The organism is Roseivirga thermotolerans (assembly GCF_014653175.1).
Classification (GTDB): domain Bacteria; phylum Bacteroidota; class Bacteroidia; order Cytophagales; family Cyclobacteriaceae; genus Roseivirga; species Roseivirga thermotolerans.
The window spans coordinates 1004434-1023242 of record NZ_BNAG01000001.1 but is presented as its reverse complement, the minus strand read 5'-3'; the positions used below and the strand labels follow the sequence as shown (position 1 = coordinate 1023242).

19 protein-coding genes are annotated in these 18809 nt (G+C 43.9%); 4 read left to right on the top strand and 15 right to left on the bottom strand.

The features are described from left to right. The first annotated feature begins 32 nt into the window (after nt 1-32). Both IE164_RS04360 and IE164_RS04355 read left to right on the top strand, forming a co-directional pair. Nucleotides 33-527, top strand: a complete 495-nt coding sequence (locus tag IE164_RS04360) for a regulatory protein RecX (protein WP_189628954.1) — start codon at nt 33-35, stop codon at nt 525-527. Nucleotides 528-581: 54 nt separating this feature from the next. Continuing rightward, entirely contained in the window at nt 582-2639 is a 2058-nt protein-coding gene (locus IE164_RS04355) for a glycoside hydrolase family 97 protein (protein ID WP_189628953.1), read from the top strand. Here IE164_RS04355 and IE164_RS04350 read toward each other — a convergent pair. Next, complete coding sequence (locus IE164_RS04350; protein WP_189628952.1) at nt 2636-3826, bottom strand: Lnb N-terminal periplasmic domain-containing protein; 1191 nt, start codon at nt 3824-3826, stop codon at nt 2636-2638. The two genes, IE164_RS04355 and IE164_RS04350, sit on opposite strands and share 4 nt — an antisense overlap. 86 nt (nt 3827-3912) lie before the next feature. Here IE164_RS04350 and IE164_RS04345 point away from each other — a divergent pair, with 86 nt between their 5' ends. Further along, nucleotides 3913-4935, top strand: a complete 1023-nt coding sequence (locus IE164_RS04345) for an SPASM domain-containing protein (protein ID WP_189628951.1) — start codon at nt 3913-3915, stop codon at nt 4933-4935. Nucleotides 4936-5017: 82 nt separating this feature from the next. On the opposite strand, the gene IE164_RS04340 is transcribed toward IE164_RS04345, so the two are convergent. The 6 genes from IE164_RS04340 to IE164_RS04315 all read right to left on the bottom strand — a co-directional run bounded on the left by IE164_RS04340 (nt 5018) and on the right by IE164_RS04315 (nt 10557). Continuing rightward, nucleotides 5018-5182, bottom strand: coding sequence for a FeoB-associated Cys-rich membrane protein (locus IE164_RS04340; protein ID WP_189628950.1), 165 nt, complete (start codon nt 5180-5182; stop codon nt 5018-5020). A gap of 226 nt (nt 5183-5408) precedes the next feature. Further along, complete coding sequence (locus IE164_RS04335) at nt 5409-6191, bottom strand: inositol monophosphatase family protein (protein ID WP_189628949.1); 783 nt, start codon at nt 6189-6191, stop codon at nt 5409-5411. Between the two features lie 239 nt (nt 6192-6430). After that, on the bottom strand, nt 6431-7144 hold the full coding sequence (locus IE164_RS04330) for an N-formylglutamate amidohydrolase (RefSeq protein ID WP_189628948.1): 714 nt from the start codon (nt 7142-7144) through the stop codon (nt 6431-6433). Next, nucleotides 7123-8385, bottom strand: coding sequence for a carboxylate-amine ligase (locus IE164_RS04325; RefSeq protein WP_189628947.1), 1263 nt, complete (start codon nt 8383-8385; stop codon nt 7123-7125). Before IE164_RS04325 ends, IE164_RS04330 begins: the two co-directional genes overlap by 22 nt. 1 nt (nt 8386) lies before the next feature. Then, entirely contained in the window at nt 8387-9838 is a 1452-nt protein-coding gene (locus tag IE164_RS04320; protein WP_189628946.1) for a RimK family ATP-grasp domain-containing protein, read from the bottom strand. Continuing rightward, nucleotides 9835-10557 carry a C39 family peptidase gene (locus IE164_RS04315; RefSeq protein ID WP_189628945.1) on the bottom strand — a complete coding sequence of 241 codons (723 nt, stop codon included), beginning with the start codon at nt 10555-10557 and terminating at the stop codon, nt 9835-9837. The genes IE164_RS04320 and IE164_RS04315 overlap by 4 nt, the downstream gene beginning before the upstream one ends. Nucleotides 10558-10606: 49 nt before the next feature. Between IE164_RS04315 and IE164_RS04310 the strand changes: the two genes are divergently transcribed. After that, nucleotides 10607-11200, top strand: a complete 594-nt coding sequence (locus IE164_RS04310; RefSeq protein ID WP_189628944.1) for an RNA polymerase sigma factor — start codon at nt 10607-10609, stop codon at nt 11198-11200. Here the strand turns inward: IE164_RS04310 and rsmI are convergent. The 8 genes from rsmI to IE164_RS04270 form a co-directional block, all read right to left on the bottom strand. After that, complete coding sequence (gene rsmI / locus IE164_RS04305; RefSeq protein WP_189628943.1) at nt 11197-11874, bottom strand: 16S rRNA (cytidine(1402)-2'-O)-methyltransferase; 678 nt, start codon at nt 11872-11874, stop codon at nt 11197-11199. The genes IE164_RS04310 and rsmI overlap by 4 nt on opposite strands. Beyond that, nucleotides 11874-12104: a 4a-hydroxytetrahydrobiopterin dehydratase gene (locus tag IE164_RS04300; protein WP_189629289.1), complete on the bottom strand. Its 231-nt coding sequence runs from the start codon at nt 12102-12104 to the stop codon at nt 11874-11876. The genes rsmI and IE164_RS04300 overlap by 1 nt, the downstream gene beginning before the upstream one ends. Nucleotides 12105-12146: 42 nt before the next feature. Further along, complete coding sequence (locus IE164_RS04295; RefSeq protein ID WP_189628942.1) at nt 12147-12842, bottom strand: class I SAM-dependent methyltransferase; 696 nt, start codon at nt 12840-12842, stop codon at nt 12147-12149. Continuing rightward, nucleotides 12842-13111, bottom strand: a complete 270-nt coding sequence (locus IE164_RS04290; RefSeq protein WP_189628941.1) for a DUF493 family protein — start codon at nt 13109-13111, stop codon at nt 12842-12844. The genes IE164_RS04295 and IE164_RS04290 overlap by 1 nt, the downstream gene beginning before the upstream one ends. 81 nt (nt 13112-13192) lie before the next feature. Continuing rightward, complete coding sequence (locus IE164_RS04285; protein ID WP_189628940.1) at nt 13193-15295, bottom strand: peptidylprolyl isomerase; 2103 nt, start codon at nt 15293-15295, stop codon at nt 13193-13195. A gap of 81 nt (nt 15296-15376) precedes the next feature. Then, entirely contained in the window at nt 15377-16660 is a 1284-nt protein-coding gene (locus IE164_RS04280) for a hemolysin family protein (RefSeq protein ID WP_189628939.1), read from the bottom strand. 214 nt (nt 16661-16874) lie between these two features. After that, nucleotides 16875-17420, bottom strand: a complete 546-nt coding sequence (gene lptC / locus IE164_RS04275; protein WP_189628938.1) for an LPS export ABC transporter periplasmic protein LptC — start codon at nt 17418-17420, stop codon at nt 16875-16877. 57 nt (nt 17421-17477) lie between these two features. Beyond that, entirely contained in the window at nt 17478-18803 is a 1326-nt protein-coding gene (locus IE164_RS04270; protein WP_189628937.1) for a tetratricopeptide repeat protein, read from the bottom strand. Between the last annotated feature and the right edge of the window lie 6 nt (nt 18804-18809).

Here is an 18809-nt window from a genome sequence, read left to right as displayed (position 1 = left end):
AATTTGCATCCTTCTGTACTGTCATTTAGAATATGCTTGATTACGAAAACTCCAAACCAGGCAAAACATATGATCGAAAAACAGCCAAACTAAAGGCTGCCGACTTTTGTGCCTATCAGGAGCGTTCGCAACAAGAAGTCAGAGACAAACTATACAGCTATGGTTTACACCAGCAAGATGTAGAAGAAGTGCTCACAGAGCTCATTGTGGAAGGGTTTATTAATGAAGAGCGCTTTGCCAAAGCCTTTATTGGAGGCAAATTCCGTATGAAAAAATGGGGGCGACAAAAAATTCTTCAGCAACTTAAACCACATAAACTATCTGACTACTGCATAAAAAAAGGATTGGAGGAGATAGACCCCGAGGAGTACTGGCAAGCCCTAATCGGCCAGGCCCAAAAGAAATATCAGCAGCTTTCAGGCCATTCGGAGTATATAAAAAAGGGCAAACTATCACAGTATCTTTATGGTCGGGGCTTTGAATCGGATCTGATCCGCGAGGCGGTTGATCAAATTGTTAAGGATTAATTAGGAGCGTGTTTTCAACCCATCTGCTTCTTAACTTTCGGCAAAAGTTGAGTTATGAAGTACCTGGCTTATACACTATTAGGGCTGTTGATGGTTTCTTGCCAGTCCGAAAAAATCAACCAAACGTTTTCCTCACCCGATGGCAAAGTTAAAGTCAGAGTTTTTGAAACGGATAGTAACCAATTGGCCTATACCATGAACTTCAACGGCCAACCGGTTATTCTTGAGTCTACCCTTGGTTTGGAGCTGCGAGAACACGGATTCATAGGCAAGGGGCTCAAACTTCTTTCTATAGACAGCACAGGCAAGAACGAGCTTTGGTACCCTCTTTGGGGAGAAGACGGTGTGGTACATGACCGCCACCGCAGCTATACTCTTCACTTGCAACACACCGATGGCCTACTGCTTAATATTCAGTTTCGATTGTTCGATGATGGTATTGGCTTTCGCTACGAATTCCCAAACCAACCGGGCACCGAAGAACTTATTGTAGACAATGAATACAGTCAGTTTCGTTTAACCGGAGATCATACGGCCTGGTGGATTCCGGCCGACTATGACAGCTACGAATACCTATACCAAACCACACGAGTAAGCGAAATAGACTCTTCATTGGTAGATGGAAGCCTGTTGGCCGCAACAACCATAATGGAAAAACATGCTGTAAATACACCTTTCACCATGAAAACAGAGAAAGGCTTGCACATCAGCATTCACGAAGCTGCACTTACCAACTACCCCGACATGACACTACGGATAGAGGAAGATAAGCGAACCCTAACCAGCTCATTGGTGCCCTCTACTCTCAATGGCTGGAAGGCCCGGGTGACAACCCCATTTAGAACCCCCTGGCGAACCATTCAGGTGGGCCAAACGGCCGGGGATCTGTTAGAGTCAAAGCTCATTTTAAACCTTAACGAGCCAAACAAGTTGAGCCAAACGGACTGGATTAAACCCGGCAAGTATATTGGAATATGGTGGGAAATGCACCTGCAAACTTCCAGCTGGGACTATGCCAGCGGTAAGCATGGGGCTACTACGGCCAAAGCGAAGAAATACATAGACTTTGCCGCCAAACACGGCTTTGATGGGGTATTGGTTGAAGGCTGGAACACTGGCTGGGAACGTTGGATTAGCTTTCCTGATCGGGAAGGAGTATTCGATTTTGTAACGCCTTATCCCGATTATGACCTGCGCGAAGTGGCAAACTATGCACAACAGAAAGGAGTGAGTCTCATAATGCATCATGAAACCTCAGCAGCCCCAAGAACTTACGAACAACAGCTAGACACCGCCTATTCTCTAATGAAAGAGCTTGGTATCCATGCCGTGAAAACCGGCTACGTTGGGCCTATAATTCCTGAAGGAGAATACCACCATGGCCAGTGGATGGTCAATCACTATCGGAAAGTTTTGGCCAAAGCAGCTCAATCGGAAGTTATGATTATTGCCCATGAACCCATAAAAGCCACGGGCATCCGAAGAACCTACCCTAATATGGTAGCCCGGGAAGGCCTGAGAGGTTCAGAATTTAACTCTCCCTGGGGTGGCGGCAACCCTCCTGAGCATCTCACCATAGTACCTTTTACCCGTATGCTTGGTGGCCCCATAGACTATACGCCCGGCCTCTTTAAACTCAATTTAAACGAGTACAAGGAAGGGGCCTCTGTGCCTACAACCCTGGCCTACCAACTGGCTGAATATGTGGTGGTTTATAGCCCGGTACAAATGGCTTCCGACCTTATTGAACACTATGAAGGACACCCCGCTTTTCAGTTTATTAAAGATGTTCCTACAGACTGGGATGCCAGTAAAGTTGTGGCGGCCGAAATAGGGGAGTATGTAGTAATTGCCCGACTGGGTAAAAATAGCTACGACTGGTACTTAGGAGGTATTACCGATGAAAATGCCCGTGAGCTGAATATACCCCTGAGTTTTTTGCAGAATGGAGTGCACTATGAAGCCCAAATTTACCGCGATGCTGACAATGCGGATTTTGAAACCAATCCATCGGCCTATACCATTGAAACTCAAAAGATGCAAAAAGGAGATACGCTATTGCTTAAAATGGCCCGTGGCGGTGGTGTAGCCATTCGATTTAAGGCACTTTAAAAAGCCCTTTTTCTTGTGCCTCCAAGCCCTTTTTGCCAAAGGAATACATAGCGAAACCCGAGCATTAACACCAGGGGAATCATGGCGGTGTTGTATACCTGCAACCTGGTAATCCACACCATAGTCATGGCAATGAGCAGTATTACCAAAAAGCGAACATACACCATTAGCCAAGGTTTGGGCTTGGCCTTAAGCAGAAGAAAGGCCACTACCAGGTTGGGCGCAAAAGCCCAGAGAATATTCAGGTTGTTCACGGTGGTAGTATGGTGTGTGGCTACCCAAAGCAATACCAGCATTAAGCCTACCAATCCGGTTACAAAAAAGAGAACAAAGTCAATCCACCGGGAACGCCTTTTGGTCATGTAATCGCGTACCGTAAAGATCATGAAGATTAGGGCCACAACCGAAAGGGTAAGCGTTGGGCTGAGTACTTCTTTGGGTTTTTCGTGAAAATCGGAGGTAAACAGTTCATTAGTAGCTTTAATAGCCGGAACACTTTGCCCTTCGCGCTCAATAGTAGCATGGGCATAAGCCGAAAGGACATAGTCTGGCTGATACATTAAGTCTTCAACAGTAGACTCTCTGTCAATAAGATTTCCCAGAGCTATGTCTATCCCCAAATCCCACCAGGGGTGGTTATACGCATTCTCATCAACCAAATCGCGCAGGGTAACCTTTCCTTTTATATGCGCTCCACTAAACACCAGTTTGTCGCCCAACACCTCCTTGGGAATATCGCGCAGCTTGGTGGCACAATTATCATAAAACTGATCGTATCGGTAGTATTTGTTTTGAGGCAAGCTGTTGTTCTCAAGGTACTCAAAAATAGCCTGCTTTTCTTCCAGGGTAAGGTTGAGTACTTGCTCAGTTACCCAACGATTTTGCGCCTTGTAACTTCTAAAAAACTGATCGAACGGCCGGGCATCCACCATATAATCGGCCGAACCGGTAACGAATTTCATAATGAACTGGTCTTCGTCCGAATCGTACACACCGTAGTTATAGGCTCTATCCATATTGAGTGCGGGGTCTTGCACCCTAAAGGCACTATGGCCAAAACAGTCTACCAAGTTAGGTCCGGGGCCAATGGTAATAAGACTTACCTCAGATTCTTGCGACAGTGTAGGATATTGTGCCGCAAGGGAGAAACAAACAAGCAGACCACAGAGTACCAGGTTGAGCTTCATAGATTAAAACTATTTCTTTTCACCATTAATACGGCAAATATCGTCAGTAATTTTGTTCCGTTTACCTGGCCCCCTAACTTGAACACATGAATCGTAACTGGCACGATGGGCTCAACTATTTTTCCAAACTCACACCACTGAGGGTTTGGAACATGGTGCAGTTGGTGAGTAGCTACTTTGTATCTAAACTTTTCAAAAAACCTATTCATTGGGGCATGCCCACCAGTATTGCCCTGGAGCCAACCACATCGTGTAACCTTCGGTGTCCGGAGTGTCCTAGTGGCTTAAGAAATTTTACGCGCCCCACCGGTATGCTGGCCAATGAAACCTACCAATCAGTTATTGATGAGTTGGCTCCAAGGCTCAGTTATCTCATATTCTATTTTCAGGGTGAACCCTACCTGAATCCTAATTTTCTGGATCAAGTAAAATATGCCCGTAAAAAGGGTATATACACGGCCACCTCTACCAACGCTCATTATCTGACCGACCCAGTGGCCAGGGAAACCGTGGCCTCCGGCCTGGATCGGCTAATTATCTCGATTGATGGTACTACGCAGGAGACCTACGAACAATACCGCGTTGGAGGCAAACTGCAAAAGGTAATTGATGGCACCAAAAACGTTGTGCAGTGGAAAAAGAAGCTCAAATCAAGAAGTCCACATATCATCTTTCAATACCTGGTGGTAAAGCCTAACGAGCACCAACTGAACGAAGTAAAAGCTCTGGCCGACAAACTTGGGGTAAACGAAGTGGCCTTTAAAACCGCTCAGATTTACGATTATGAAAATGGCTCTGAACTCATTCCCACACAAGAAAAGTATAGTCGCTACCAACAGCTCCCAGACGGAAAATGGGCCATTAAAAATAAGCTGGTTAATCATTGCTGGAAAATGTGGCACTCTTGCGTGATTACCTGGGACGGTAAGGTAGTGCCTTGTTGCTTCGATAAAGATGCGCACTATCAGTTGGGCGCAACGAAAGAACAACCGTTCAAAGAAGTCTGGAGAAGCGAGGCTTACAGGTCTTTCAGGCAAAAGCTCATTAGGTCCAGAAGTGAAATTGAAATGTGCCGTAATTGTTCTGAAGGAACTAAAGTATGGGCTTGATGAAACGGTTAAAGCCGGCCTTCCGTGCTTCATCCATAGATTACTCTATCGATTAAATTTGAATTTTGTACCCACAAGCAAACTAGTTTTTTAGATGCTCGGGTAGCTTAAAGTCTTTATTGGAAGATGGAGAGCATTTTTCGCAGCCTGTAGCACAGCTATCTTTGGCCTTATATTGCCTGTACACCTTTCTGCCCATGAAGAAAAGAGCCGCTAAGAATAATATGCCAATAATAATTTCCTGCATTGCTTAGTGAACTGCGATTGCGGAGACAAAGTTCGCGAATCGGTCTGAAAGCTGAAAAGTTATAGTTGATTAAGTAGCTCTATTCAATGCGTTTTCTAATCAATTGCCCTTCGGCAAAGTTTGCGTAAAGCAACCGGTGTTAGATTGCTCCCTGCTACCTGTACCGGCAAAGGTTGGTGAAGGCTTCTAACAATTTTCCGTATTACTATTTTTATTAGGTTGTGGATCACTTCCAGTGTTTCTGAATAAGTCTCAGCATTTCTTGTTGGGTTGCATTACCAGCCACAATTTCCCGACCCATCAAAAAGTTATTCCCCCCTTTAAAGTCCGTTACTGTTCCTCCGGCCTCCTGCACCAACAAAGCTCCTGCGGCTACATCCCAGGCGTTGAGGTTGTATTCAAAGAACCCTTCAAAGCGTCCGCAAGCGGTATAGGCAAGGTCTACTGCCGCACTTCCCATACGCCTTAAACCATGGGTAGTTTGCATAAACTCGTTGAGAATGGAGAGGTAACTACTCATTTTTTCGAAGTCGTAGTAAGGAAAACCTGTGGCTAGCAGAGACTTGTCGAGTGTTTTTACCGGTGAAACCCTAATGGGCATATGATTTAAAAAAGCACCTTCGCCTTTAGAAGCATGGAAACACTCATCTCTATTCAGTTCATACACCACTCCCAGAGCCAGCTCTCCCCGCTTCACTAGAGCCACAGAAATGGCATACACCGGCAAACCGTGGGCAAAATTTGTAGTTCCGTCTAGCGGGTCTATAATCCAGTTGTAACTATCCGATCTTCTAGAAGAAGTACCCTCTTCGGCAATAAATCCACTGCCCGGCAATATTTCTGACAGACCCTTTACCAATCGCATTTCTGCCTCTTTATCTACATAAGATACAAGATCGTTTGTGCCTTTATATTCAATTTTTGAATGATCGAACTTGTGCGATTCTTCGCGAATAAAGTCTCCGGTGTCCTTCACCAAAACAATTACGTCTTGAAGTAGTCTCTGCATAGGTAGGCGATTAATACACAAATATAGGGCTTGCCTATTCCGGAAAAGAAGGACTTTTGATAATATGATGAGGCCTGCCCCCTAAGCAATAAAACCAAATCCTTCTCTTTCTAAACAATTGATGTCTATGTAAAAAGGCTGCTCCTAAGAAATACAAGTGCACCTAAGCCTCTACTCTTACCCCGCCAATAATGCTATGGCTGAATATTTTACTTAGCCCGACTGACCCCTGCTAACTACTAACACAGGGCGGTTTCTTCGCTCATAACCGACCTCAGAGCTCCTTGTAGAGCCTTTTTTATATCTTCCATTTCCGGTCGGTTGTGGTATTTTTGGTTCACCTCAATTTCTATTCCCGAATAGTTTTTAGGTCTAAACTCTTTGCGCAGGTAGGTGGTAAACCCATCGGCTGTGCCCAAATACGGATAGTTGTGCATGGTTACAAACTGTGGAGCATTAAGCTGCAGATCGGCCACCAACTGGCGAGCTATGCGAGCCTCCGGTTCTCTGTTATCATCGTATAGAATACCAATATCGGCCTTACGGGTTTCTCCTTTAAGAACGGGGGTAAATGAGTGCATGGAAATATGAACTACCGAATCGGTTTTTCGGGCGTGCTCTTTAATCCAATCATACACCTGCTGTCGGTAAGCGGTATAGTACTTTTTGAGTAAAAACTTCTTTACCACGGGGTCTAGACTACGACTAAACTCCGAATACAGCTCCGGATTGAACTTGGAACGATTGGAGTCTACCAACAACCGGGTGATCATGTTCACGTAGAGAGGTAGCTTTAATGTATCGGCCAAATATTCGGCCAGGGGCCCCGCTCCCAGGTCATACCCTCTGTGTGTTTCTAAAATGGCCTCATGGCCTAAAAACAAGTAGCGATAATTTGCCGGCACATAGTTGCCTGCATGTTCGCAGGTCATTAAAAAGCTTCTTCCAGACATTCCCTTAGCATTTGATTACTTTCCAAACAATCACACAACTCCGAGTACACCATTTTAAGGTTATCGTGCTCCAGGTTGGCCTCTAGTGCATTGAGTACACGAGTAGAGAGGGTACCCTCATCAAATAGCAATTCAATTTCGGACTGCCAATAACTCAGTGCTTCAGGATACCTCCTATCCACCTTTCGCTTAATGTATTGCCATAGTTCAGTGGCCGTCATTTCCGTAACGGCATTAAGACCAAAGGCCTTGAGGTAGGCAGCATCTTGTATAAGACTGTGTTCTCCATGTTTAATCACCTGGTTGAACAGGGTGGCCAGTGCTTCGGTCTTAAATTTCTGTTGTTGTTCCAGGCTCATCAGGTGCTCTTCGGTAAGTAGTTTGAGGGCATGAATAATGAGGGAGGCAATGGCCAAATCGGCTTTGGGGCACTCTTGCACATCGAGTATTCTAATTTCTATAGCTCCCCTGTCGAACCGTGCAATAGCACCCCTGGAGTTCAGCCAAATAGGCTCTAAAATTCCTTCCTGATCATGTATTTTAATATCACGCGCTATGCGATCAAAAATCTGTGCTTGGTATTCACTCTGTGTAAAAACCGGTTCAGGAATTACCTGTCCTGTAAGCACAGGCACTGCCTTTTGATTTTTGCGATAATAATCCAATCGCTTGTCCCAAAAACCGGTGTCTTTACCATCCAAAATGGGCGAACTAGCCGACAGGGCGGGCATTATTGGCAACAGTGTGCGTATGGCCGCGTGCAGTCTGCCAAACTCTTCGTCATTAGCAAAAGGAAGGTTTATGTGCATGCTTTGCAGGTTGCTCCATCCGTGCCCCTTACAGTTAAATATGCGATCGTAGGTAGCGTAAATTTCTGCATTATCGTGTGGCCAACGAACGGTTTCTGTCTCAGGGTTCATCCATGGGTGCGCGGCAGAGGGCATTAACTGAGCATTGAATTGTGCCAGAGCACTATTCATTTGCTGAACGGCTTCTTCGAAATCGACCGCCAGTTGCTGCAAATTGCCTGTTGGAGCCGAGCATTTAAGCTCAATAACGTGTAGTGCCAGCTCGTTAGACCAGGTTACGCTTCCAAATGTGATTTCATTGGTAATTTCACCGGCCAACGATTTAAGCACCTCATCGGCAATTGGTTTTACATCGAGCGTCTCAATGTCTACAATCATGTATTCCAGCTCAATACCAAAAGCCTGGAACAAATGGAGGCGATTGTCTTCCATATTATTGTTTTATTTTGACCCTGTCCATCATGGTCTCCATAATGGTTTCGTAGAGTCTGTTTTTTAATATCTTATCTTCAATTCCCGCATCGAGGTTAGGGTTATCATTCACCTCAATTACATAGAATTTTTTATTTACTTCCTTAATATCTACCCCATAGAGCCCGTTGCCAATCAGCTTTGTGGCTTTAAGGGCCGTGCTAATCAGTGCTTTGGGCACATCTGCAATGGCGTAGGTCTCCGATTTGCCCTCTTGTGCTTTTCCGCTTTTCTTCCAATCGATGATTTGCCAATGGTTGCGAGCCATAAAGTATTTACATACATACAAGGCCTGTCCGTTGAACACTCCCACACGCCAGTCGAACGGTGTGGGCATAAACTCCTGGGCAATGAGCAACTCAGAGCCTTTAAAGAAACCCTTGAGCAACTCGTTGAGCTCTTCTTCGCTCTGCACTTTTTTTACTCCCTTAGAAAAAGCACCATCCGGTTCTTTTAGAATAAAGGGAAAGCCTATTCGCTCTACCGCAGCAAAAGGATTTTCTTTAGATACTATGGCTGCTTTGGGAGTGTTAATGCCGTAGCTTCTCATGAGTTCATTGAGGTATACCTTGTTGGTACATCGCATAATAGACTGTGGATCGTCAATAACCACCAGCCCCTCAGACTGGGCTTTCTTAGCCAACCGAAAAGTGTGGTTGTTTACATTGGTTGTTTCCCGAATAAAGAGGGCATCGAACTGTGTAATCTTACCATAGTCGTTTTTGGTAATAATTTCTGTGTTAAAGCCCACTTCTTCGGCTGCTTTCACAAATTTTTGAAGTGCCTTTGGGTTGGAAGGAGGGTTAGGGTCGTCCGGGTTCACAAGTATGGCCAGGTCGAACTTTCTGCGTTGGTGGTTCTTTCTTACCACCTTTTTATTGCTCATGAACAGCCCTAGAAACGACTGCAGTTTTATACGTTCATCGTTGCTCAGGTCGTATATGTTCAGCGGTTTAAGGCTTTCCAGGGTCCACTTATCCCGCTTTATAAAAGAGGCTTTTAATATGGGTGATTGAAATAGGTTGAACAGCAGCATGCCCAAGCTGGAGTTGGCCAATTCCTCGGTATATCCAAAATATATTTTGAATTCCAGCTTGGTTTCTGAACTGCTGCCCAAACATTTCTGAATGACGGCATCAAAATCCTGAGCATCGTCTTTTATCATTGAAGGAAAGCGAAAGTCCTGTATGGTAGAAACCTCCGGCAGTACCTTATGTCCTCTGGCTTCGGCCAAAAGCGATACGTAATAGCCAACGCTTTGGTATTGATAGGACTTACATAGGTTGATTACTTTTGTATTTTTTCCCATTTGACCGGCTGCATCAGAGAGGTAGTCTTGCGCAGAAACAAGGTCAACGTTGGGAATATCCAACTGCCACTTATGTGGTTTTTCAATAACAATTAGTTTGTTCATTGTTTAGGTCTAATAATCAGTAGGTTGGCATCGTAGGTTACCATACCCAGCATAATTGAGTTGATTAATCGGTGAATATCTACTTCGTAATAATGTCCGTTGGCCAATGGGTTATTCTTTAACGGATCGGCAATAGACACAATGTTTTCATCGGGGGTAATACCACTCACCACCACAAAGTGTCCGGTGGGTAGGCCCCTGAGGTCATCATATTCTATTTTAAAATCGCCTATTTCTCTGGGGCTTTGGTACAAATAAGTGGCACTAAGGCCAGTGAGAATGGGCTGGTTCTGAAAAAGATAGGATTTGATCAGGTCTGGTGTAAGGTCTTGAAACTTAATTTTACCTCCAAGTCGCAAAAATTTCTGATAGGCAGAAGAAGCAAACCGAATTTTTCGCTGGGGTTTATAATGGCATTGCATAGCCAGCTTATTCACCAGGTCTACTTCTTCCTCTCCATTGAACCACGAGGGGTCAAAGATTTGCAAATTGTAGGTATAAATGGTGGCCTCATAGCCTCTTTTAAGGGCATGATTACCAAGATTCACGGCCAGGGTACCTCCTGATTTCAACTGCTTTACCTGCGATATTACCTGGCTTAGCGAGATGTTGTCTCCGTAAAACTGATAGACAGCCTGCAAGCTGGTGGGCCCGCAGGTTACATCATTGGGTTGCGGAAGCATGTTAATATCCAACATGGCTTTTTCAAAAAGCAGCATCTTCTTTATACTTTAGTGTTTGTTAGACGCGCGCCAAAGTCAAAGTCACATGTCATCGGAAAAAATTTTCAAAGGAAATATCAAACCGGCCTTTACCGATGAGGAACTGGTAAGGTTTCTCCAAGAAGGTGGGCCTCAGCGGTATTTCTCCATTTTGGCCGATAGGTACCATGATTATGTGGTGAAAAAATGCCGTAGTTATGTGAAGAGCGATGACGAAGCCGAAGATCTAAGCCAAGAGGTGTTCATTAAGGTATTTATGCAGTTAAAGAGCTTTCGTTCGGAGGCTAAATTCAAGACTTGGCTTTATACCATTATTTACCATACCTGTGTCGACTACCTCCGCAAGAAGAAAAAGAATATGCACCAGGTGATATCCGATAAGCTTTCGACCGAGCTGGAGGATGTAATTGAGGCTGAAGAGGTAGATAAGGAGTCGTTGCACAATGCTCTGGAGCTACTGCTCGAACAAATAACTCCTGAAGAAAAACTGCTGCTTTTGCTGAAGTACAAGGAAAAACAGCCTTTGCAAACCATAATTACTACACTAAATATTTCGGAAAGTGCAGCCAAAATGAGGCTACTGAGAGCCAAAGAAAAAATTAATAAACTGTATGAGAAGCAGATTGGCTCTGGCCGCTAGTGACAGCCTTCAATCACCACCACAAATTCTCCTTTTACTCCGTTTTTATTAAAGTGCTCAATAAGCTCAGACAAGGTGCCTCTCACGGTTTCTTCAAACATTTTAGATATTTCTCTGGAAACGGAGGCTTTACGATCTCCCAAAAACTCTTTGAGTTGTTCTAACGACTTAACTAATCGATGTGGCGACTCATAAAGAATAATGGTTCTTTCTTCCCCCGCCAATGCTTTTAACCGTGTCTGACGCCCTTTTTTATGGGGCAGAAAGCCTTCAAACACAAACTTATCGGAAGGTAAACCGGAGTTTACCAGTGCCGGCACAAAGGCCGTGGCTCCCGGTAGGCAGTTTACTTCTAAGCCAGCGGCTATTGCCTCTCTAACCAGCAAAAACCCGGGATCGGAGATGGAGGGAGTACCTGCATCGGAAATAAGCGCAAAGGTTTCTCCGGCATTCATTCGCTCAACTAACCGGGCTACTGCCTGGTGCTCATTAAAAATATGATAACTCTGCAGTGGCTTGCTAATGTTGTGGTGCTTTAGAAGCTTCCCTGATGTTCTGGTATCTTCGGCCAAAATCACATCCACATCGTTCAATACCCTAATAGCCCTTAGGGTAATATCTTCAAGATTACCAATGGGAGTGGGCACAAGATAAAGGCTGATTTTCTCGGGCATTAGGCCAGTTGGTCTATGATTTCAGCCAATTTACGATCTTTCTCCGTTACCGTATTACCGGCATCGTGGGTAGTGAGTTCAAAACTCACTTTATTCCACACGTTCGACCAATTGGGATGGTGGTTCATTTTTTCTGCTTCTATGGCCACTTTGCACATAAAACCAAAGGCTTGAGTAAAGTTCTCAAACTCAAAAGTTTTGGTCAGCTTATTATCTTTCTCGGTCCACATAGTCTTTCTATTCTTTAGGTTCATGGCCGTTTAAACAACGGCTCAGTTATTGGCTTTTATAATGTACTGGTATTCCAAACTCCTCTCATCGATTGAAATTCTTTTATAACCGGCCTTTCTAAGAATGGAACGAACCGTACGGGCATCCATCTTCATTTCATCAGCCGGCCCCACAGGAATGTTTCCCTTTTTAAAATCTACAATTACCAACTCGCCCTCCGGCTTAAGTCCATTGCGCAATCGCTCAAAGTACTGTTGCTGGTTGGGGATAAAGCAAAAGGTATTTACCACCAATACCGCATCGGCTTCGTTTACCAAAAGGTTGGGTACATCGGGAGGGGTAAGGCGGGGTTCAATATTATCGGCCCAGTTGCCCACTATTTGTTTTTGCTCCCGAATGTAGTCTAGCGCCTTTGGGTCAATATCGAGTGCAATCACTTTTTGGGCTACCTGAGCTAGTTTAAAACTAAAATAGCCTGCTCCTGCTCCAACATCCGCCACTGTCTTTTCGCTCAGGTTGCTGAAGCTCTTTAAGACAATATCAGGGTTTTGCCAGTTGGTTCTTTCTTGGGCCATGTCTTCAGGAAATACCGGCTCAATGTACTCGCGTTCAAGGCTTTTTAATACTAGTTGCTCTTGCCCAGGCCGGGGGCTTGCCTCTTTAGGTTGCTCTTTCTTGGAGCCGGAACAGGCCACAATACCTACCATGAGCCCTAGTAAAAAAGCCTTGTGTTTCATTAGAGTGCTATAATACCCTGAATCTGATGTGCCTTTTGATAGATCCCTATGACGAAATCGCTGGATGGTGCCATAACTTTGGCAGTAACACTCATGTATTTACCCTTACTGGAAGGTTTGTATACCACATCGTTGAGCGGGAATAAGGCTTTTACTTCTTCTTTCTTTTCTTCCAGCACTATAAACTTAAACATGTACAGAGTGGGAAAATCGTGGGTAGCTTCCAGCTTTTCCTTAAACTCCTTTGTCGTAAATTTTTGAGTGTCCATAGTCTTTATTCCTCTAAAAGTTAAATAAAAAAAGAGGCTCTTTCAAAAAGCCTCTTTATATCATAGCGTTTGATTCCGAGCTTAGAAGAACTTATATCGTTCGTCTTTTACCTCTAGTTTTTCGGTAATGGCTCTTCGCAAATTTTGCTCCAGGTTAAATAAGGCCTGCCTTAACAGTTCGTTTTCATATTGTGTGTAATCGCCAATCTCTGAAGCCTCAGATTTTGATTTTAGTTCCAACACTACCACGCCTTGTCCTTCTACCACGTAAGGAGCTGTTTTCTGACCAGCATTCTGAAGCGCGAACAGGGCACCAATGGCCTCCGGAGCTGCTCCTAAAGTGCCGAGCGAAATGTCTTCTAGTCTTATAGATTGTTTGGCGTAAAGCTGTGCCTCCGGACCATAGGCTGTGGCCATTTCGCTTACACTACCTGAAAGGCTATTCAGTTTAGACTTAATGAACTCTGCCTTCTTCTTATTTTTAAGTATTGTAGTAATTTGACCTCTAACCGCCTCAAGAGCTTGCACTCCTTCTTCAGTTTTACCGGTGTAGGCTGCCACAACATACTCGTTGTCTAGCTCAAAATCTTTTATGTCGCCCATTGAAGCTTCGCCATAAAGCCAGGTTACAATATTGCGAGCGTTGGTAAGCTGACCAATTGAAGTAGCATTTTTGCCAATTTTAGATCCCTGGAATACAGATAAGCCATTGTTGGCTGCATACTCTCTCAACTCTTCTGCATTGTCGGCATTGGCCAAAATTTCTCCTATTCGCTGATAGGCTGCATTGTTGGTTTCATACGTTGGCACCATTTCTACTATGACGGTAGCCACTTTATAGCGATTGCTAATAGGCGTTTGCGTTACATTAACAATGTATATCTTATTGTTTTTCTCAATCAGCTGGTTGATTACGCCTGTTCTTCTGGCACCAAATATATTGCTCTCGATATCGGCAATTCTTGAATCCCCTTTTTTAATCCAGCCAATGTCTCCACCGCTGGTGCTAAAGGGGCCATCGCTATATTCTCTGGCAAGTTGCTCAAACGACTCCCCTGAGTTTACTCTTCTCAATACTTCTCTGGCGGTTTGTCTTACGTTAGACTGTTCTGATGGTGTTTTACCCTGCAGATAGAACACAATCTGGCTTGCTCTTGCAAACTGGTCGTTTGTCGGTACAATGTCAGATACTTTGTGTATTGAGTAAATACCATTCTGAAGTTCCGGGCCAATAACATCTCCTTTGTTTAAAGCTCCAAGGTTGTTGGCCACAGCGATTGGCAATGCACTTGGATCGTAAGTAGTAAAGCCAATTCCTTGCTCTGTCATGCTAATGGCATAGGTAGAGTCATTGGTTTGTGGATCTTCGAAAGCCGCCTTAATTTCTTGCATTTGAGCCTGGAACATGGCTGAATCTTTAGCCGAAGGCACAACTCTAATGGACACGTATTCCACATCTCTCGACTCTTCTACCGTAAAGTCTTCTTCGTGTTCGTTCAAATATGATCGGATTTCACTGTCGGTTACGGCTGCAATCTGATCGTCAGAAACACTGCTGAATGGTACATTCAAATAGTCTGCCTCAGCAAAACCAAACTGAGATCTGTAGGCTCTCTGCGCTTCGGCCAGCGTTACATATTGTGTTTTGAATAGTAAGTTCTGAAACTTCTCTACTCTACGATTGGCAATGGCTTGTTGCTCGGCATTGGCAAAATAAAACTGAGCCTCCGGGCCATACATATTGATATTGCCTAAAAAGTCTTTGATAGAATTTACATCGGTGCTACCCAAAACCTGATTGAAGAACTGCTGCATGGTTGGCGAAAGGTTATTTCCCTGCACCATGTCCACTCGTTCGTTGGTTCCAATTTCCAGCCCCAATTCTTCCAGTTTGTTGGCATATCCTGTTTGAGCAATCAGGTTTTGCCAAACCTGGTCTCTCATGTATTGAGTCAACTGAGGGTTACCGGTAGGATAGCCCGAACTACGCAAGGCGTTCTCTACCATAGCGGAGAACTCTTCCTGGGTAATTTCTTCCCCATCAATTTCACCAACGATGCGGGCTCCTCCAAAAAGATTTTGATTACTTGCTAAATCCGTTAATACAAAAGCTAAAATCGAAATTCCCACTACGACTACCAGTAGTCGTCCCATCTTCTCGCGAAGCGTATTGATTATTGCCATCAGTTAAAATTTAAATAGGCGCAAACATAATTGAATTATGCCCGAAAGTCAAAGGAAAAATGGGCTAAAACACCCTAAGAATCAGTCTTCTTCGTCTAAATGACGGATAAACAAAACGTTGTCTATACGCGCATCTTCCATTGAGACAATCTTTATCTCAAATCGGCCGAACCGGATAATGTCGTGAACCTCGGGAATACTCTCTGTAATGGACAGAATAAAGCCTCCCAGGGTATCATAGTCTCCCTCAGGGATGTCCCACTTAAACTTCTCGTTCAGGTAGTCAATTTCGTGACGGGCGCTCAGTATATATTTGTTTTCATCGATGCGCTGCTCCACCCAGTCTTCATCTTCATCGTGTTCGTCCTGAATCTCCCCAAATATTTCTTCAATCACATCTTCCAAACTCACAATTCCAGAGGTGCCTCCAAACTCATCGACCACCAAAGCCAGGCTTTTTCGCTCTTGAATAAACTGTATCATCAGCTCATTGGCCAACATAGTTTCAGGCACAATGATGATGGGGGTGAGCATGCTCTCAATGTCTTTTGGTTTTTTGAAGAGATCCAGCACATGACAATAGCCTATCACATCGTCAATGCTTTCTCGATAGACGAGTATCTTGGTATGGCCACTTTCAATAAAAACTTCTTTGAGCTCTTCTACCGAATCGGCAATGTCTATAGCCGAAATTTCTGTGCGTGGAATCATGCACTCTCTCACGCGTACCGTCTTAAACTCCAGGGCGTTGTTAAAGATTTTAGTATCGAGTTCAACCTTGGTCTTCTTAATATCGTCTCGGGTGTTTTGCTTGATATAATTACTCAGGTCCGTAAGACCAAACACCTGCCGATCTTCCGAGTAGGGCTGTCTTAGTACAAATATGATGATGAACTTAGACATTTGCTCAATTAGCCACACCACTGGAAACATAATGAAAAAGATGACCAACATGGGCACAGCCAACAGGTTGAGCAGGTTGTTGGGATTGAGCAAGAAAATACTTTTGGGGGTAAACTCGGCAGTAAATAAAACAATGATGGTAGAAGCAATGGTCTGGAGCACAATTACCAGGCTACCGGAACTGAGTGAATCGGGCAATTGCGCTGCAATAATAGGCTCCAGCACGCTGGCCATAAAAAACCCATAAATAACCAAAGCTATGGTATTGCCTACTAAAGCGGTATTAATAAGTCTTGAAGGCTTCTGTGTAAAGAAAGAGAGTATTCTACCAGCCAACTTGCCCTGCTGATTTTGTAGCTCAATTTGTAGCTTGCTGGCACTTACAAAAGCGATCTCTGTTCCGGAGAAGAATGCTGAAAAAATAAGACAGACCAAAATCATGGTCAGTTGGTAAGTATCCATTATGCTCGGGGCTTTTTCTTTTTGGTTGAAGGAGTAGTTTGTTGTTTTTCGTTTTCTTTTCTTTTGGCTCTCCTATACCTCACTAAAAATAACAAACCCAATGATAGCATGAAAATGAAGTAGGAAGCAGCCATGCCGAAAGTCATGGTTTGGTGAACTCCTATAACAAACAACACCACGCTCAACGAAAAAAGAATAGTATCTCCTAAATTCTTCAAAACTTCTCTTCGATTATAATTTTACCATCTCTGGGGTTTACAAACTCATATGAGGAAAAATCTTGTGGGGCGGTCATACCCTCGGCCTGAATCACCTCCGTTTCAGTCTCCACAATCACGAATTTTTCGGTAAAAATCTTTTCGGTCTCCGGATTCCAAAACAGCTCCTCCGTTCTTAAAGTTTGTTTTTGCTGCAAGTTATTGACAAAAACATCGCCATTGGCCCTATATATATTACTGTTGTTTTCTTTGTAGCCTCTGTCGGCCGTAAGCTCAGATGTTTGATTTCCGGTTTTGTCATAAAAGGTAACCTTTATTCCTTCAGGGAATTCTATATCTCCGTTTTGATGCTGCAATTGCTTCTTGCCGGTTATTACCACTTTTACCACGGTAGAGTCAGAAAACTGAATGAATACATCTTCCGACTCGAACATAGGTCCATCATAGACCTCCATTTCGGACAGTTTTTTCTGGTCGGCAGTACAAGCCGAAACACACAGAAGTAATAAGAAGATTGCTGGTATGTGAGCTTTTGTTATCATAAATAAAAACGGTCTTCTCCAATAGAAAAAGACCGTTTTAGTAGGTTTAATATTTTACTATTGGTCTGGTCTTCTCTGTAGTTTCACAGTTTTCTGAATCCAGCACCCAACAGTCATAGAATCTCCTTCTTTTTTATTCTCGGTAAAGATGTCCGAAATAGTTGGGAATTGCGCTTTGGCTTGTGCCATTTTGGTAGCATTGCCTGCCGCGGCATAGTAATCATAAGCGGCAATGTATCTGGCTCGGTCTTCTACCTGGCTAACCTTTTTATCACACTGAGTGCTGGCCATCACCATGTCACCAATCAGCTCCATCATTTCAGGCTTGAGGGTAGGATCTACCTCTGCTGCTTCCAAAGCATATTTTCTGGCCTCTACATAGTTGCCATTAATGCGTTCTGTAGCTGCTACTTGTTTAAGCGCCTTACCTTTATCTGTATTGTCTTCTGTAAGCTCGGCCGCTTTTTTAAAGTACTCCTTAGACTTTTCGTACTCCTTTTCTGCTCCAAACTTAACCCCTAACAAATAACCTACTCCATACTGAGGGCTGTTGGCAAAGTAAGACTCTGCAGCCTGTACAAACCACTCTGTATCGGTACATCCACCATCATAGGCAAACACGAATATTTTGTTGGCCAACTCGGCATCGTTAGGATTGGCTTTAAATTCAGGCACAAGCTTATTCACTATAAAATCACAGTCAATCAACTTCATGTCTGCCAACTTCTCGTCTATAAAAGCCTTTATTTGCTCGTAGCGTTTAGGGCTTTTATTAGAAGCTTTGGCCTGGGCAATCTCATGATCGATATGCTTAGTACACTGATCGTAGATAGAGAGAATCTCTTCTTTGCTAATCTGCACATTGTCTCTGGCAAAGGCCAACACTGCCAACTGCATGTAGTAGCGGCCTAGCGGATAGAAAGCATCTACTCCTTTGAGCTCATAGGCTCTTTTAAACACATCAAGGAGCATTTGAGTTTTCTGTGCATCTCTGTAGTAATACTTAAATGCATCGATAGCCTTGCGGTCAATTACTTCTTTCTCCTGACCATCGAAGTTGGCAAATCGCATGTCGTACAACTTCATCACCTTTTCAGCTGCCTTTGCTTTTACAGCCTCATCCTTCGAATTCTCAAAAGTCTCGTCCCAAACTTTAATACCATTTATATAAAGAGAGGTACTCAGCTTAGGGAATTTTTCGAGAAGTTTTTCGAGGTGTGGCTTGGCGGCATCATAACTCCCCTGACGGTAGTTATCATCAAACAGCGTCCAAAGCGTTTGAGCTTCAGATCTTTGTGCCGGATCCTCAGGCCAGTTAAATTGAGCGCTTACTGATGTGGATAGCGCTATCACAGCGAAAATTATTAGAGCTTTTAATCTCATAATATC

Excerpts from the sequence above, each read along its gene's own strand:
- IE164_RS04280 (WP_189628939.1), bottom strand. The coding sequence starts at position 16,660 with ATGGATACTTACCAACTGACCATGATTTTGGTCTGTCTTATTTTTTCA.
- IE164_RS04300 (WP_189629289.1), bottom strand. The coding sequence starts at position 12,104 with ATGTGGACCGAGAAAGATAATAAGCTGACCAAAACTTTTGAGTTTGAG.
- IE164_RS04345 (WP_189628951.1), top strand. The coding sequence starts at position 3,913 with ATGAATCGTAACTGGCACGATGGGCTCAACTATTTTTCCAAACTCACA.
- IE164_RS04360 (WP_189628954.1), top strand. The coding sequence starts at position 33 with ATGCTTGATTACGAAAACTCCAAACCAGGCAAAACATATGATCGAAAA.
- IE164_RS04295 (WP_189628942.1), bottom strand. The coding sequence starts at position 12,842 with ATGAAACACAAGGCTTTTTTACTAGGGCTCATGGTAGGTATTGTGGCC.
- rsmI (WP_189628943.1), bottom strand. The coding sequence starts at position 11,874 with ATGCCCGAGAAAATCAGCCTTTATCTTGTGCCCACTCCCATTGGTAAT.
- IE164_RS04310 (WP_189628944.1), top strand. The coding sequence starts at position 10,607 with ATGTCATCGGAAAAAATTTTCAAAGGAAATATCAAACCGGCCTTTACC.
- IE164_RS04325 (WP_189628947.1), bottom strand. The coding sequence starts at position 8,385 with ATGGAAGACAATCGCCTCCATTTGTTCCAGGCTTTTGGTATTGAGCTG.
- IE164_RS04315 (WP_189628945.1), bottom strand. The coding sequence starts at position 10,557 with ATGCTGCTTTTTGAAAAAGCCATGTTGGATATTAACATGCTTCCGCAA.
- IE164_RS04340 (WP_189628950.1), bottom strand. The coding sequence starts at position 5,182 with ATGCAGGAAATTATTATTGGCATATTATTCTTAGCGGCTCTTTTCTTC.
- IE164_RS04335 (WP_189628949.1), bottom strand. The coding sequence starts at position 6,191 with ATGCAGAGACTACTTCAAGACGTAATTGTTTTGGTGAAGGACACCGGA.
- IE164_RS04320 (WP_189628946.1), bottom strand. The coding sequence starts at position 9,838 with ATGAACAAACTAATTGTTATTGAAAAACCACATAAGTGGCAGTTGGAT.
- IE164_RS04355 (WP_189628953.1), top strand. The coding sequence starts at position 582 with ATGAAGTACCTGGCTTATACACTATTAGGGCTGTTGATGGTTTCTTGC.
- IE164_RS04270 (WP_189628937.1), bottom strand. The coding sequence starts at position 18,803 with ATGAGATTAAAAGCTCTAATAATTTTCGCTGTGATAGCGCTATCCACA.
- IE164_RS04330 (WP_189628948.1), bottom strand. The coding sequence starts at position 7,144 with ATGTCTGGAAGAAGCTTTTTAATGACCTGCGAACATGCAGGCAACTAT.
- IE164_RS04290 (WP_189628941.1), bottom strand. The coding sequence starts at position 13,111 with ATGGACACTCAAAAATTTACGACAAAGGAGTTTAAGGAAAAGCTGGAA.
- lptC (WP_189628938.1), bottom strand. The coding sequence starts at position 17,420 with ATGATAACAAAAGCTCACATACCAGCAATCTTCTTATTACTTCTGTGT.
- IE164_RS04285 (WP_189628940.1), bottom strand. The coding sequence starts at position 15,295 with ATGGCAATAATCAATACGCTTCGCGAGAAGATGGGACGACTACTGGTA.
- IE164_RS04350 (WP_189628952.1), bottom strand. The coding sequence starts at position 3,826 with ATGAAGCTCAACCTGGTACTCTGTGGTCTGCTTGTTTGTTTCTCCCTT.